Origin of the sequence: Rhodococcus mengyinensis (assembly GCF_048381435.1) — a bacterium.
Lineage (GTDB): Bacteria > Actinomycetota > Actinomycetes > Mycobacteriales > Mycobacteriaceae > Rhodococcus_F > Rhodococcus_F opacus_D.
In genome coordinates this window covers 22,904-37,787 of record NZ_JBLWIT010000059.1, presented here as the reverse complement: position 1 = coordinate 37,787, position 14,884 = coordinate 22,904, and the positions used below count along the sequence as shown (strand labels likewise).

The 14,884-nt window shown below is 66.4% G+C and carries 13 protein-coding genes and 2 pseudogenes; 9 read left to right on the top strand and 6 right to left on the bottom strand.

The features are described 5' to 3' along the window. The first annotated feature begins 300 nt into the window (after positions 1-300). Entirely contained in the window at positions 301-945 is a 645-nt protein-coding gene (locus ACNJ7E_RS12190; RefSeq protein ID WP_280783808.1) for a TetR/AcrR family transcriptional regulator, read from the top strand. On the opposite strand, the gene ACNJ7E_RS12185 is transcribed toward ACNJ7E_RS12190, so the two are convergent. Next, on the bottom strand, positions 914-2,335 hold the full coding sequence (locus tag ACNJ7E_RS12185; protein ID WP_418340005.1) for an MFS transporter: 1,422 nt from the start codon (positions 2,333-2,335) through the stop codon (positions 914-916). The two genes, ACNJ7E_RS12190 and ACNJ7E_RS12185, sit on opposite strands and share 32 nt — an antisense overlap. 127 nt (positions 2,336-2,462) lie before the next feature. Between ACNJ7E_RS12185 and ACNJ7E_RS12180 the strand changes: the two genes are divergently transcribed. The 5 genes from ACNJ7E_RS12180 to ACNJ7E_RS12160 all read left to right on the top strand — a co-directional run bounded on the left by ACNJ7E_RS12180 (position 2,463) and on the right by ACNJ7E_RS12160 (position 7,852). Then, the gene (locus ACNJ7E_RS12180; RefSeq protein ID WP_280783806.1) at positions 2,463-3,281 is read left to right on the top strand and encodes a creatininase family protein; all 819 of its coding nucleotides are present in this window, start codon (positions 2,463-2,465) and stop codon (positions 3,279-3,281) included. Between the two features lie 2 nt (positions 3,282-3,283). After that, positions 3,284-4,168: an MBL fold metallo-hydrolase gene (locus tag ACNJ7E_RS12175; RefSeq protein WP_280783805.1), complete on the top strand. Its 885-nt coding sequence runs from the start codon at positions 3,284-3,286 to the stop codon at positions 4,166-4,168. Positions 4,169-4,197: 29 nt separating this feature from the next. After that, positions 4,198-4,377 (top strand): hypothetical protein, encoded by a 180-nt coding sequence (locus ACNJ7E_RS12170; protein ID WP_418340004.1) that lies wholly within the window; start codon positions 4,198-4,200, stop codon positions 4,375-4,377. Next, a complete protein-coding gene (locus tag ACNJ7E_RS12165) occupies positions 4,364-5,773 on the top strand; it encodes an amidase (protein ID WP_418340003.1) in 1,410 nt (469 codons plus the stop codon). The genes ACNJ7E_RS12170 and ACNJ7E_RS12165 overlap by 14 nt, the downstream gene beginning before the upstream one ends. 486 nt (positions 5,774-6,259) lie before the next feature. Next, positions 6,260-7,852, top strand: a complete 1,593-nt coding sequence (locus tag ACNJ7E_RS12160; protein ID WP_418340002.1) for an HD domain-containing phosphohydrolase — start codon at positions 6,260-6,262, stop codon at positions 7,850-7,852. Positions 7,853-7,889: 37 nt separating this feature from the next. Here the strand turns inward: ACNJ7E_RS12160 and ACNJ7E_RS12155 are convergent. After that, positions 7,890-9,617: pseudogene (locus ACNJ7E_RS12155) on the bottom strand (ABC transporter ATP-binding protein/permease). A 188-nt stretch (positions 9,618-9,805) separates the two neighbouring features. Here ACNJ7E_RS12155 and ACNJ7E_RS12150 point away from each other — a divergent pair. Next, the gene (locus ACNJ7E_RS12150; protein WP_418340018.1) at positions 9,806-10,879 is read left to right on the top strand and encodes a serine hydrolase domain-containing protein; all 1,074 of its coding nucleotides are present in this window, start codon (positions 9,806-9,808) and stop codon (positions 10,877-10,879) included. Positions 10,880-10,944: 65 nt separating this feature from the next. Here the strand turns inward: ACNJ7E_RS12150 and ACNJ7E_RS12145 are convergent. The 4 genes and pseudogenes from ACNJ7E_RS12145 to ACNJ7E_RS12130 form a co-directional block, all read right to left on the bottom strand. After that, a pseudogene (locus ACNJ7E_RS12145) lies at positions 10,945-11,291 on the bottom strand (radical SAM protein); the annotation flags it as partial. 113 nt (positions 11,292-11,404) lie between these two features. Further along, positions 11,405-11,611 carry an alpha/beta fold hydrolase gene (locus tag ACNJ7E_RS12140; protein ID WP_418340001.1) on the bottom strand — a complete coding sequence of 69 codons (207 nt, stop codon included), beginning with the start codon at positions 11,609-11,611 and terminating at the stop codon, positions 11,405-11,407. A gap of 202 nt (positions 11,612-11,813) precedes the next feature. Continuing rightward, a complete protein-coding gene (locus ACNJ7E_RS12135; RefSeq protein WP_348539665.1) occupies positions 11,814-12,158 on the bottom strand; it encodes a CD225/dispanin family protein in 345 nt (114 codons plus the stop codon). 99 nt (positions 12,159-12,257) lie between these two features. Continuing rightward, positions 12,258-12,914: a hypothetical protein gene (locus ACNJ7E_RS12130; protein ID WP_418340000.1), complete on the bottom strand. Its 657-nt coding sequence runs from the start codon at positions 12,912-12,914 to the stop codon at positions 12,258-12,260. Between the two features lie 633 nt (positions 12,915-13,547). Here ACNJ7E_RS12130 and ACNJ7E_RS12125 point away from each other — a divergent pair. Next, positions 13,548-13,811: a hypothetical protein gene (locus ACNJ7E_RS12125; RefSeq protein WP_280783797.1), complete on the top strand. Its 264-nt coding sequence runs from the start codon at positions 13,548-13,550 to the stop codon at positions 13,809-13,811. Between the two features lie 743 nt (positions 13,812-14,554). Then, positions 14,555-14,860 (top strand): hypothetical protein, encoded by a 306-nt coding sequence (locus tag ACNJ7E_RS12120; RefSeq protein WP_280783796.1) that lies wholly within the window; start codon positions 14,555-14,557, stop codon positions 14,858-14,860. The last annotated feature ends 24 nt before the right edge of the window (positions 14,861-14,884 follow it).

The following is a 14,884-nucleotide window of genomic DNA, read 5'->3' as shown; positions in this document are numbered from 1 at the left end:
GCGTTGTCGCAGTTGCCGGTATAGGGATATGTCTTCGTCCGGTGTGCGCGGTGGGTGGGTTGCCCCTGGCGTGGGTGTGCGGCCGTGCAGTGGAGGGAACTGGTGCGCGGGGTGCTCAGTCATGCGTGATCACTCAATCGTCGGGGTTGCCGGGGCTGAATGCAGTGGCGGTGTTCGGGTGATGCCTCGCCGTTCCTGCGCGGCGGAACGAACCTCCTGTGGCTTGTACAGTACAGTCCATACCACTGAGGGGTTGACTTCGCAGCAGGTTGCTGTGCAGCAGAACGTTCGGAGGGCAGTGTGGCAAATACGGTGGAGGGTTCAGCGGCGGCCGAGCCCGAGACGACCGGCAAGATCCTCGACGCAGCACAGGCGCTTTTCTTGCGGGACGGATACGCGGGGGTCAACCTCGATCGGATCGCGAAGTCGGCGGGAGTGGCGCGCCAGACGTTATACAACCGCTTCGGCAGCAAGGAATCCGTCTTCCGCTCGATGCTGGATCGGCACTGGTCGAAGTTGTTGCAGACCGGGCGCATCGACGATCTGGTGGACGGTGCGCCGCAGTCGGCGGAAGCAGTACTGAGGCGCTTCGCCCAGGCGATCCTCGCGTTCGTGGCCGAGACCGACCAAGTGAGCTTCATCCGCCTGGTGGTGGCCGAATCTCGGCGACTGCCGTGGATAGCCGAGGAGTTCTACCGGGCCGGCAAGGAGCCTCTGCTGAAGGCGCTGGTCGGCCAACTCGACCGATTGGTCACCGACGGACACATCGAATGCCGCTCGACCGAGTTGGCCGCCCACCAGTTCTTCGGGCTACTCCAGGAAGTGACGTTGTGGCCTCAGGTCATGGGCATCGTCGAGTTCGTCACGGATCTCCCGCCCGCCGACGAGATTGTCGAGGAGTCGGTCGCCACCTTCATGGCGCGGTACGCGCCCGCTGCGGGATAACTGCCGCCGATGCGTCACCGGGCGAGATCTCCTCGAGGGTCCGCCCGGTGGTGGCAACACCGAACCCCACGGTGACGACCGCAGCAACCGCCAGGGCTGCGGCGACGAGGGTGAATACCGCTCCGGCACCGCTGTGTTCGAGCATGGGGATCAGATAGAGCGGCGCGGCGGCGGTCGACAGGCGTCCCAGTGAATAGAGCCGGCCCGTGGCGGTGGTCCGGATGGCGGTCGGGTATTGCTCGAGCTGATACACGTGGGTGACATTCGACATCAGGTTCGCGATCACCGTGAACGTGAAACCCCACAGCACGATCCACACCGGTGTGACGGCATTTCCGTAGGCCAGGCCGAGCGCGGCCATCACGACCAGCGAGCCACCGAGAAGCCATTTGCGCTCGAACCTGTCCATGACGAGCATCGAGAGCAGTGAGCCGACCGGGTATCCGACGAAGGCGAGCGAGACATACAGCAGGGAATTGGTGACACTGATTCCCTTCCCCGTCAATACGAGCGTCGCAACGCTACTGAATCCGTGGTACCCGACGACGGCCAGAATCCAGACGATCGCCATCGTGATGGTGCGGCGCAACAGCGGCTTCCGCAGCATCGCGGACGCGCTCACCGGTCCGGTGCTCACGGGAGAGATTGCCTCGTCCTCGGCCGGGGCGGCCCAGCCCTCCGTACGTGCGGCATCCTCGAGTTCGCGGGTGACGGCTTCGGCTTCGTCTGTCCGGCCGACGGATTCGAGCCAGCGCGGCGACTCGGGTAGGTGCCGCCGCAGGACGAAGGTGATCAGGGCGCCGAGCGCACCCAGGGCGAACATCCATCGCCAGCCGTCGATCCCGAGCGGGCTGGCATCGACAACGATCATGCCGACGAACCCGACGACGGGGACCGCAGTGTACGAAAGCGTGAAGGCCCACGCCACGAAGTAGCCGCGTCGTTTCGACGGCAGGATGTCGCCGAGGAAGGAGTCGGTGACGGGCAGTTCGCCGCCGAGTCCGACGCCCGCGATGAAGCGGCACAGCACCAGCATCCACAGATCGGTGGAGAAGGCGGCTAACAGCGTGAACACCGAGTACAAGCCAAGGGTGATCATGTACGCGCGCCGGCGGCCGAGACGATCAGCGATCCGGCCGATCAGGACGGCGCCGACGAAGGCGCCGACGAACGCCGAGGCCAGCACCAGCGACAGGTCGAAGCCGGTGAGCGCGAACTTGGTCTTCAAGGTGGCCGCCAGTACACCGGCGAGGAACAGTTCGTAGATCTCGAAGAAGTTGCCCAACGCAATGATGGCGATGATCTTCTTGTGCCGCCGGGTGACCGGGAGGCGATTCAGCCGGGCGGCGATGGTCAAGGGAACGCCGGGGCTGGGGGTATGTGTATCCATGGCTCCTCGATGGGGTTCGTGCGGAAACGTCAGCGATTGGCCATTGCCGGCCTGGGCTCTGTCGACCGCTACCGATAGGGGTGTACTGTACAGTCCAACCTAACTTTGGTCGAGGCTTGACAGCGTTATGGAGGACGAGGGCGACATGGAGTACTCCTGGGAGAAGATGACCGCGGAGCAATTGCGAGAGCGGGCGGGACTGGACGGTCTGGTGCTGCTCCCGGTCGGATCGATCGAGCAGCACGGCCCGCACCTGCCCACCGGGGTGGACGCGCTGCTCGCCACCGAGGCGGCGAACAGAGTCGCAGCCCAACTGGCGGAGAGCCTTTCCGTCGTCGTCGCACCGACACTGTGGTGGGGTCTGGCGGAACACCACATGCGTTTCGGCGGCACGCTGACCCTGAGCCTGCCCACCTACCACGCCGTGCTCCGGGACGTCTGCCGGTCGATCATGCGCGCCGGGTTCACCCGGATCGCGATAGTGAACGGGCACGGCGGGAACATCTCGGCGCTCAATGCCATCGTCAACGAACTGACCGCGGAACTGCCCGTCACTATCGCCGTGACGACGTACCTGACCGCGGCGGCGGACGACGTCGCGGACATCCTGGAGGGGCAGAGCGGCGTGATGCACGCGTGTGAGGGGGAGACGTCGATGATGCTCGCCGCGCACCCCGAGCTAGTGGTCCTGGGCCGCCTCTCCGACGCACACGGCCCCGAATGCGGACTGCAATCCGACAACGTCCCCGTGTACCTCTGGCGCTCGTTCGAGGAGATCACCGAATCCGGTGTGGCCGGCGACGCACGACTCGCCACGGCCGACAAGGGCGAGAAACTGTTGGCGGTGTGCGCACAGCGACTCGCTGATCTGCTCGCGGCGCCGGAAACCTGGCACCGGAACGCCACCATCGACCGCCAGGCTGCCGCAACGAGCGTAGGGAGCTGATCGTGTCCGGAACATCAGCGCACTGGACGGTAGGGGACGCGACCATCGGTCGCGTCGACGAAGTCGTACTCGAAGGGCAAGGCAGTTGGCTCCTGCCCGACGCGACAGCCGAACTCGTTGCCGGCCAACCGTGGCTGGACCCGTCGGCCACCGACGACGGAGGTGACATCCGCCTGTCGGTGCACAGTTTCGTGGTGGACATCGCCGGAACCCGCATCGTCATCGACACCGGTGTCGGTAACGGCAAGGTCCGGGACAACCCGGCGTGGAACAACCTCGACGGCGATTACCTGCCGCGACTGGGCGACGCCGGGTTCGACCCGGATTCGGTCGACCTCGTGATCAACACGCACATCCACCGCGATCACGTCGGGTGGAACACCACCCTGCGAGAGGGGGTGTGGGAGCCGACCTTCCCGAATGCCCGCTACCTCGTCGCCCGCACCGAATGGGACTACTGGTCGGCGGCAGCGTTGAGCGAAGACCAGCAGCGAATGTTCGCCGATTCGATCACCCCGATCCGCCAGGCCGGTCAATACGAACTCGTCGACGCCGAGACACCTGTCGAGGTCGCCGACGGAGTCGAACTGCTCCCCACTCCTGGACACACCCCGGGGCACGTGTCGGTCCGGATCAGCTCCGCGGGCGAGACCGCACTGGTGACCGGGGACTTCCTCCACCACCCCATCCAGCTCGCCCACCCACGCCTGTGCTGCGGAGTGGACATCGATCCGGCTGTGTCGGAACGCACACGAGAGACTACGCTGTCGAGCATCGCCGACACTGAAACCCTGCTGCTCGGAAGCCATTTCACCCACCCCACCGCCGGACGCGTGCGCAGCACCGCAACAGGTTTCGTGCTCGTTTCAGCCGCTGCGATCCCGTAGGCATTTCACCCACAACCAAGGATTTCTCCGTGACCACACATTCCGAACACCGAAATCGCGAGCTGGCCGCAGCCGTGGCGGCCACTGTCATGGGGATCCGCGGTGTCCTGAGCGCTCTCGATGACGTCGAATACGCGGAGACTCCGCCGGCGTTCTCCTTCGTCGCGCTCACTCAGCCACAGAACGGAACACCCGATGCAACCGCATGAATTGGACCTCACCGCCGCTGCCGACGCCATCTCCCGCCGAGAACTCTCACCGGTCGAACTGATCGACTCCGCGCTCGATCACCTCGACCGCGTCGACCCGCACCTGTCCGCCTTCGTGACTGTGACGGCCGACGCGGCGCGGGAGGAGGCGAAGATTGCCGAATCGGACATCGCCGCAGGCCGATATCGCGGACCGCTGCACGGCATTCCGATCGCGATCAAAGATCTCTTCGATACTGCCGGGGTTCTCACCACGTCCAGTTCTGCGGTGCGGGCAACTCACGTTCCCGACCGCGACGCGACCGCAGTGCGGAAGTTGCAGTCGGCAGGCGCGATCTCGCTGGGCAAAACCCACACGCACGAGTTCGCCTTCGGAACGATCACACCGCAGAGCAGGAATCCGTGGGCTGTCGACCGCGTGCCCGGTGGCTCGAGCGGCGGATCGGCCATTGCGGTCAGCGCGGGGATCGTGGGTATCGCGCTCGGCAGTGACACCGGAGGTTCGATCCGGATTCCGTCCGCGCTCTGCGGGGTTGTCGGGCTCAAGCCCACATTCGGCTTGGTCTCCCGCGCAGGCGTCACCCCACTGTCGTGGTCGTTGGATCACGTCGGCCCGATCGCCCGCACCGTGCGTGATGCGGCGGTCGCACTCGATGCACTCGCCGGGTACGACGACAACGACCCCGCCAGCCTGCGGCACAACGAGGGGAGCTACGTTCCCGATTCCGGGAGGGACCTGACGAACGTCCGAATAGGTGTCCCCACGAACTACTACTTCGACAACGTCGAACCCGAGGTGCAAGCGCGCGTTCTGGAGGCGATAGACGTACTCGCCGGGCTCGGTGCGACGCTCGTCGAGGTGGAAGTCCCGCTCACCCACCTCGTGCACGCCACGCAATGGGGTCTGATGGTTCCGGAAGCCACGACCTACCATCAGGATTCGCTGAACCGCCATCCCGAGCTGTATTCGGACGACGTCCGTATTCTCCTCGAAGCTGGGCAGCACCTCCTCGCGACCGACTACCTCCGGGCGCAACGGTCCCGCGCGCTGATCCGTCAGGCCTGGGCGAGCCTGTTCGACGACATCGACGTGCTCGCCGCACCGGCCGTGACGTCGGTAGCCGCGCGGGCGGGTCAGGAGACCATCGGCTGGCCCGACGGCACCAGCGAAGGCATCAGCGACACCTACGTCCGTCTCTCCGCTCCGGCGAACCTCACCGGTCTGCCGGCGTTGTCCGTGCCGGTCCGCGTGTCGTCCGATGGGCTGCCGATCGGAATGCAACTCATCGGACGGCCACTGTCCGAGGCAACACTGCTTCAGGTGGGCGCGTCCTACGAGCTCGTCCGCGGGCAAGTGAGAAAGCCGGGATGGAGCTGGCTCCCCACCGGCGTCTGAAGTGGTGGGGCTGTCTGCTGATCGACTCGTGGGAGAACAAAGATTCGGCGACGAACGATCGGGCGTCGGGCGATCCGCTGTGCTCGTTCCACGGCTGAAGGCGGCCGCGTCGTCGGGCCATCGTTCGGCAACAATGTTGCTCCTATCGGCCGACAGGAGTCGGCCCGCCCGGGCGACGGTGCTTCGCACGGGCGGGCCATCCCCCGACACGCACCGGTCGACGGTGCGTCCTTGGGGTGCAGCACTGGTCCCTCATAAGGGGGCGCAAGTTGCCTGTCTGCGCGGGGTGTGCTGCCTGCATGATTGCGAGTGAAGTTGTGGGTCGGAAGCTTTGTCCGGCGGCCTCCTTGCTGTGGGTCGGCGTATCGGGTTGGTCACAATTGTGGGTTGACCTGCGAGCTTTCGCATGGGTCGTTCGGCGTATGTGGGTACCTGTCTTCTCGGGTTGCCTCCAGGTCCGGTCACGTTGAGGTGGACAATGGGAAGATGCACCCGCACGGGACGCTCCCCGGCTCGGGACAAGGTCTGAGCAGAGCCGAACTGCTGGCCGCGGTATCGCTGGCGATCGATCTCGGTCTGGGTCAACCGATGGAACACATGCTTCGGTCGTCCTTGATCGCGACACGGATAGCGGAGCGGATGGGACTCGACCCCCAGCAGCGAGCGACCGTGTACTACGCCAATCTGGTCGGGTGGATCGGCTGTCACGCAGACTCCCACGAACTCTCGGCGCTCTTCGGCGACGACATCGCCTTCCGGGCCGACACCTACGCGGTGGACATGACCGGTCTGCCGTTTCTGCGGCTGATGACGAGTCACGTGGGACGCGGCCTGCCGGGCTGGGAGCGCGGCATCCGGGCCGCTGTTTTTCTGGTCGCAGCGCGTAGCCAGGTCGCCACGCTGATCCATTCACATTGCAGTTCCGCCGGGGTTCTGTCCGATCGGATGGGCTTGGACGGGCAGGTCGGAAAGGCGCTCGCCTACGTCTTCGAGCGTTGGGACGGCCGGGGGTTGCCCAACGGTTGTCGCGGAGAGGGTATCCCGGTCGAGATCCACATCTCCCACGTGGCGGACGTCGCCGAGGTGCACCTGCGGACGGGTGGGCTGGGGCACGCGAAGGACGTTCTCCGTTCCCGGCGTGGCAGTCAGTTCAGCCCGGCAGTGGTGGAGGTGTTCGAACGTGACGCGGCGGCGATCGTGGACGGGTTGTTCGAAACGGACGTCTGGGTCGCAGCGTTGGCTCGGGCTCCGGATCGCGACCGAACCCTGAGGGCCGAGGAGAGCGACGAGTTACTCGGGGCCATGGCTGATTTCGTCGATCTCAAGTCTCCGTTCACCCTGGGGCATTCGCGTGGCGTCGCGAATCTGGTGGCCGGGGCGGCCCGGCACCTGGGCATGTCGCCGTCGGACATCACTCATCTCTACCGCGCAGGCCTCGTGCACAGCCTCGGCAAAATGGGGGTGTCCAACCAGATCTGGGAGAAGAAGGGTCCGCTCACCACGGCTGAATGGGAACGGGTGCGAATGTATCCGGATCTGACCGGCCGGATACTGAGCCGAGTCAACGGCTTGGAGTCGGTGGTGTCCGTCGCAATGAAGCACCGGGAACGGATCGACGGGTCCGGCTTTCCCCGGGGGATCGCCGGCGCGGAGTTGACCGCGCAGGATCGGCTGCTTGCCGCGGCGGATGCCTATCAGCGACTGCTCGAGCCGCGTCCGCACCGGCCGGCGCTCGATCCTCGCGGCGCTGCCGATCGGTTGAAAGAGGAGGCGCGCACCGGACGCCTCGACGCCGAGTCGGTGGCGGCCGTGCTGGCGGCGGCGGGGCAACGGGTGTCGCGGCGGACGCCTTGGCCCGCCGGGCTGACCGACCGCGAGGTGGAGATCCTGCGTCTCGTCGCGCAGGGCCGGTCGAACCGAGAAATCGCCGCCGACCTGTTCATCGCCGAGAAAACGGCACGCAACCACGTCGAGCGTGTCTACGCCAAGCTCGGGGTGAACAACCGCACGCAGGCCAGTCTCGCCGCGATCGACCGGGGTCTGGTGGGCTTCCCGGTCAATGCGGTCGTGGGGAAGTGAAGCATCCGCCTTCTGGCGGGACCGGCCGTGCGGGCGGTCATCGACGGGATGCGCCGGGCCGGGACCGCCGGTCCAGTACCCACACGGTGGCCAGCATGAGAGCGACGGCAAATGAGGCCAGCGCGATGAGACTGGCACCGGTGCCTCCGCGGAAGGTGTCGCCGTAGGCGGACATGGCCGGCAGAGTGGCGCTGTACCGGTCGAGATCCAGGTCGCGACCCAAGGCTTCGAATGCGTGGCGGTTGGATAGGCCGAGGCTCATCAGGCGTCCCGGGAGGGCCATCTCGTCAACCGGGACGATGGCTCCGCCGAACAGAACCTGAGGGAAGCAGAGCATCGGCAGGGCGAGGGCGGCCTGCGCGGCGTTGGAGACCGCGGCCGAGGCGAGCAAGCCGAGGGCCAGCGCCGAGGTCGCCTCGATCACGATCGTCACGAACAGGACCGCCGACACGTCCCATCCGACGGCGGGGAGCCGACCGAGCGCCCGCAGCACACCGAGCAGCAGCGCGCTCACTCCAGCCAGCACCGGAAGCAGCGCTGTCACCTTGGAGGCCACGTAGGCGCCGACACTGAGCCCGGCCAGGCGCTCCTGCCGGAAGACAGACATCTCCCCGACGATCTGGAGCAGGCCGTACGTGAGGCCGAAGAAGAAGCCTGCGAATGCGATCCAGAAGACGATCTGGGCGGGGCCGAGGTCGGCCGCGCCATGCGGATCGAACGCGCCGCGCTGGAACAGCGTCGCCATCATCGCCGTGACCAGCACCGGTGAGCCGAGCAGCACCGCCAGGGTCAGCCGGTTGCGAAGGAGGACATCGACATTGCGTTGTGTGAGTAGCCACCATTGCCGCACCATGCCGGTGCGTCCCACGTCGGACCGGGTGGCGGGGACGGGCGGGATGGGCGGTAGCGCCGAGCCGGGCAGGGATTCCGACGTCCCACCGCTGTCCGCGAATCGCTCCGCCCAGACCTGGGGGGTGTCCTCACGAGCCAGCCGGTCGTACACGTCGGCGAGGTCCTCCACACCGAAGTAGCGCCGAACCTCGGTCGGGCTGCCGGTGAAGGCCAGGTGGCCGTCGCGAGCCAGGAACACCACCCGGTCGCACCGATCGATGCCGGCCGGCTCGTGCGTCGTGAGGACGACTGTGACCCCGCGCCGGCTGAGTCAGCGCAGTAGGCGCATCACGTCGGCTGCGGTCGACGGGTCGAGCCCGGAGGTGGGTTCGTCGAGGAAGAAGAGGTGTGGCCGGGTCAGTAGCTCCACGGCGATACTCGCCCGCTTGCGCTGGCCGCCGGACAGCGCACGGACCGGCACCTCGGCTCGATCGGCCAGGTCGAGGTCCTGCATGGTCTTCTCGACTATCCGGTCCGCTTCGGCCGCCGATGTGCCCGCGGGCAACCGGAGCCGCGCGGCGTAGCGCAGCGTGCGGCGCAGGGGCATCTCGAGGTGGATGATGTCGTCCTGGGGGACGTAGCCGATGCGCGAATCGGCACTGACTCGGGCACCGCGAACGACGCCGTCGTGCCGGACCTCCCCGGCGGACGGTGGTTGCAGTCCCGCGAGGATCTCCAGCAATGTGCTCTTTCCTGCTCCACTGCCGCCGGCGATGGCGACCAACTCGCCCGGCTCGACCGACAGCGACAGCTCCTGAAGGATCTGCCGTGCCCCGACATGCCGGCTCACGTCGACCGCGTCGACGCGCCCGACGGTCGGTGATTCGACGGTCGATCCGGTCATGACCGGTGATTCCTGAACTCGCTTTGTCATGCCCTGATCATCGGTCGACCGCTTATGTCGTCGCATGGGGCGTTTGCCTCAAATCGGGCGCCGGAAACCGATCCAAGTCGAAGCAGATGAGGCAAGCTTCCATCAGACGACAGTGGAGGCTTGGATTGGGGAGCGGGGTGTCACAGACATTCGCGGGACGCCGAATCGTCGCGGTGTTGGCGATCTCGATGACCGGACTCGTGGGGTGCGGTGAGTCGGCAGTGCAACCGGCCGTGCCCGACGCACAGCTCGACGCCACGATTCCGGGGGCGATGGAGCACGCCGCGATTCCCGGGGCCATCGTCGGTGTCTGGCAGGACGGGGCCGCACCCTACGTCCAGGCGTTCGGGGTGGGCGACACGGCCTCCGGCGACCCCATGGCACCCGACCTGTTCATGCGCATTGGCAGCGTAACCAAGACCTTCACCACCACCGCCGTGCTGCAACTGGTCGATCAGGGAAAGGTCGGCCTCGATGATCCGATCGACAGGTATGTGCCCGACGTCCCCAACGGGGACACGATCACCATCCGCCAGTTGGCGGCCATGCGCAGTGGGCTTCCGGACTACTCGGAGGTGGTGATCCCGGCGCTCCCGAGTCAGCCGCAGCGCCAATGGACGCCTCAGGAACTGCTCGAGATCAGCTTCAGCCGTCCACCGCTGTTCGCACCGGGCACCGAGTTCGACTACTCCAACACCAATACCGCGCTCCTCGGCCTCGTGGTCGAGAAGGTCTCCGGCCAGCCGCTGAACGCGTATATCGACGAGTACATCGCGCGACCCGAGAATCTCGGCCACACCTCGGTCCCGACCGATGCGGCACTTCCGTCACCGCACGCTCACGGATACACGAAAACACCTGACGGCGAATCGGTGGACGCGACCGACTGGAACCCGTCCTGGGGATTCGGTGCGGGAAACATGATTTCCACGCTCGACGACCTGCGTGTGTGGGTGCGCGACTTGGCCACCGGAACGTTGCTCTCGCCGGCAACACAGCGCGAGCGGGAGCAGTTTCAGCTGGCACCGTCGGAAGGTGCGGGTTCGCTGTATGGACTTGGTGTCGAGTACCAGAACGGCTGGATCGGCCACAACGGAAATATCGCGGGCTACCAGACCTACGCGTATTACCTTCCGCCTGAGGGTAAGACGGTGGTAATGCTGGTCAACACGAACGTCGACCCGCTGGGCGTGTGGAACTTCTTCGCCGAGATCGTGAAGATCATCAGCCCCGATCATCCCTGGCCGGCGCCTCCGTCGTAGAGATCAGATGATAAGAGGTGCCGCGTCATGACCAGGTGTCCTGGTTGTGGGCGGCGGTGGGGACGTGGCATTTTCTCGATGAATCGCAGGGCGACAACCTCATGTAGGCGCCACTGCAGCAGATCTCCGGCGCCGCTCAGGGTTTCGGGCATGAGTACAACGTTGATCTTCACCGGTTCCAGTCCGGCGGCGACGGCGGCGCGGATTCCGGTGAGTACCGACGGCAGTCGGTCCCGGCGGGAAGGACGCGAAGTGCGCGCGGTCGATGGTATCGAGTGAGACGTTGACTCGGGTCAGTCCCGCATCGGCGAGCCGGTGTGCGCGATGTTCGAGGCCGACGGCGTTGGCGGTCATCGCGAGGGGAATGCCCGGTAACCCGTTGTGAACAACCGGCGATGATCTGGTCGAGGTCCGCGCTCGCTCGTTGGCTCATTACCCGGCACGAGCGTGCGCACGCCTGGACCATCGCCGGTGCGCGAAGTCGGCAGAGCCGAATCGCACACCGATCGGCCTTTGACACGTGATTCACGATCGGACCGGATCGTGGCTGTCGGTGAAGTCGAGGAAGCGGGGAATCACCTGCTCGGGATTCGCCCACAACAGGTCGTGCCCGATGCCCGGATAGATCTCGACCTCGACCGACGGGATGTGCTCACGGGCGCGGGCGGGTCCCAGCTCCGGATCGCCGCAATCGAACAGCCGGCGACGCAGGTGTTCGGTGTCTTCCGACATTGTCCATTCCAACACTCTTCGGGAAACGGCAGGTCCTACTGGGACGGCAAGTCCTATTGGGACAGCGGTGCGCCGACGACCGATGACCGCGGCGTAGACCTTAGCGGGCACCGCCAACCGCCCCCACACCGTGCTACCGGCATGGGCGGGCCCACACGCTGCGTAGTGAACGTTCCTGGCCTGGACAATGCGCAAATGCCCTTTAGTAGCTGGAGTAGTCGTTGGCTCCCGCGACCATCGCGATCGTCAGGACGTAGAACGCGATCAACATCGTGTTGAGGATGATGAAAATCCATAGGGCCGTCTTGCCGAGGCGCTTCGTCCGGTGGGAGGCATACGCCGCGCCCAGGTAGTCGCCGGTCGCCCACAGCGGATACACCCGGGAGGAGTGGTTGAACGCGGCGAACGCGAGCGGCCAGAAGAAGATGATGGCTGCGGCGGCCCAGCCGGCGTTCGATTTTGGCGGCGCGGGCTGGGGCGCCCCATAGGTCGGCATGGACTGGGCGGGGAACGACTGGCCGGACATGGGCGACGATGTCGGGTACATAGTTGGGAGCTCCTTCAACGGGCTGTCGAATTCGTGCTGTTATTAGTGAGATGCGTTCGAAGACGCGAAAGTTCCCACAAGTTCGGGGAACACCTCGGACTAATTGCGGTGGTCGCGGATGACGGGTTCGTCGCGGTGGTCGCGGACGACCGGACCCGTGGGCTCGTCGCGGTGGTCGCGGATGACGGGTTCGTCGCGGTGGTCGCGGATCACCGGCGGCTCTGCGACCGGCGGCTCTGCGACCGGCGGGTCGGCGACGGGTGGTTCTTCGACCGGCGGGTCGGCGACGGGTGGTTCTTCGACCGGCGGGTCGGCAACGGGTGGTTCTTCGACCGGCGAATCGACAACGGGTGGCTCCGCGACCGGCGGATCGGCGACCGGCGGGGATGGGGGCGAACCGGGATCCGCGGGGGCCGGGCCGACGATCGTGCCCGGGTTCACAGGGGCTGGGCCGGGGTTCGCGGCGCCGTCACCGGACGGGTCAGCCCCGACGGCTCCTCCCGCAGTCGCGCTACCGTCGGGCCCGACGGTAGCGGGAAAGTTGCCGGGGAATTGCGTCCGCGCGTCCGCGATGTCTCTGCCGGTCTGTGGTGCGCTTCCAGGGACGACCTGCACTGTGGTGCCCTGTTCCCGGCCGGGAAGCGGAATGCCGCGCAGATCGTCGTCCGCGAGGACGATGGCAGTCGTCGCGGCCAGGGAGATTGACAGCGCCGCGAGGGCGCCGATCGCGATGCGGGCGCCGGTGTTTCGAGCCATGAAGTGCCTCCAACAGGGGGTACGGGATGGGATGACAGGCCTTATCCTGCGGCCCCGACGGACGACGGGACAGGCACCCGAGGGTCACTGTCGCCCACCCCGATGGGGCGCCCCGATACCCCATCGGGATGGGCGACAGCGCCCCGGCGTTGGTTAACTCTTTGACATCCTGCGTGAATGTCCGCGTGCGGGTTTCCACTGAATAGGGGTTGAACACGTGATTGTGATCGGGAGCGAGGCCAACGAGCACATCGCGTTGTCGCTCGGGGCCCACGCCCGGCCCTGACGAGCTGTTCCGGCGTTCGCCAGGGTGCCGATCGCGATCCAGGTGGGGGTTCACCGGTGATCTGACCGCGGAACTGATCCTGAGCGAATTCGTCGCTTTCCGGGACGGGCTACAGCAGGTCTACGAGACCCTGGCTGGACAGCGACCCTCGCCGGCTCGATCACACTCGTAGTGCACCTGAGAGCCGCGGCACCAAGCCCCATCGGACCCGCCGACCTGCTATGGATGCCGTACCGGCAAGGCGCACGGTTGAGTTCAGCGTTAATGCGCGTCGCGGTGCGCCGGCTCCTGGACAACCCTGGCGACCTCGCGGGCGATCTAAAGATCGTTGCGCCGGTGCACGACCTGTGACCGCCACCGCCCACCGTCCGGGTCGATGTCGCCTCGACGACGAACTCCTCATGCACGTCGACGCCCTCGCCGACCGGCTCGGCTCGGACCGCCAGGAGCTGGTGTATCTGGCGGCCAAACGCATCCCCCGGTTCCGCGGCAACATCGAGAACTGGAGGCTCGACGAAATGTTCCGCGGCCCGAAAAACCGTAAGCACATGCTGGCCAAACCTGCCCGCCGCGAGAAGATCCGTCGGATGGACCGCGGCAGCGACACCTGACCTGCGAGAATGGACGGTGGGTCGGGCCCGCACCACCGGAGGACCCATGTGTCGGTTTCTGCGCCTCACCCTCGCCGCGGCGGCAACAGCGGCTGCAGCGATGTCCCTAACCGCAGCACCCGCACACGCAGCACCGCCCGTCCCGAGTGGATGCGCATGGCAGAGTTTCGTCATTGGCGGGCTGTCGACGTGTGCACCGAGTTCGGTGAAATCCCATCAGGTGGAGGTGTTGTGCCATCTGCTCGGAGGATTCCCCTATATGGACTTTTCCGTGTGGGGGCCGGCGGTGCCCACCTCCCTGCCGTCGATCGCGCTGTGCCCGCCGCTTCACGTTGGACTCGGCGGCACTGTGCACACCCGATAGCGCAGGCGCGGCTTCCCGCACCGCCCACGCTGCAAGTGACCTCGGGAAATGGCATTGCCCGCTTTACCGGCGTGAACGCGGTCAACCACACCGGTTGGCCTCGGCCACCATGAGCCGCAGAGTCAGCTAAGCATGTGCGGCGACCGCTGCAGCCGCTGCGGCGGCTCCGGCGAAGAGGGTGGCGGCGAGCGAGGGTCAGACGAAAAGGGGGATCCGCCACAGTTCGGTGACCCGGAGCTGCCGTCGGACGGCGGCAGTCCATGACAGCCGACTGCTTCGGCGGTGTTCTCGATCTTGGATGGTGGTCGGGTCGCGTACCGGGTCGGGTGGTGCTTATGCTCGATTTCGGGAGTTTCGCCGAGCGAAGAGGTGTGTCAGCATGGCCCGAGACAGTGGCAACCGGCCGGTAGGTGGCCCGGAGTTGACGGTTGGTGTCCGGGTGCTGGTCCGCCGGAGTTCCGGGGCCGATCTCACCGGTGAGGTTGTCGAGGATTACGCGGCGGTGACTGATCCGGGCGGTGGTGGGCATGAGTGGGCGCCGGTGCATCGGTGGGCGGTCGCGCTCGACGACGGGCGGCTGGTCTTCGCCGACACCGAGGACCTGACCATCGATCCGGGCTCCTACCGTTCCGCCCCGAACCCGGATTCGGCTGCGCGGACACCCGGCCGTCACCGGGGAGAATGATCGGCGGCAGCCGCTTCGTGGCCA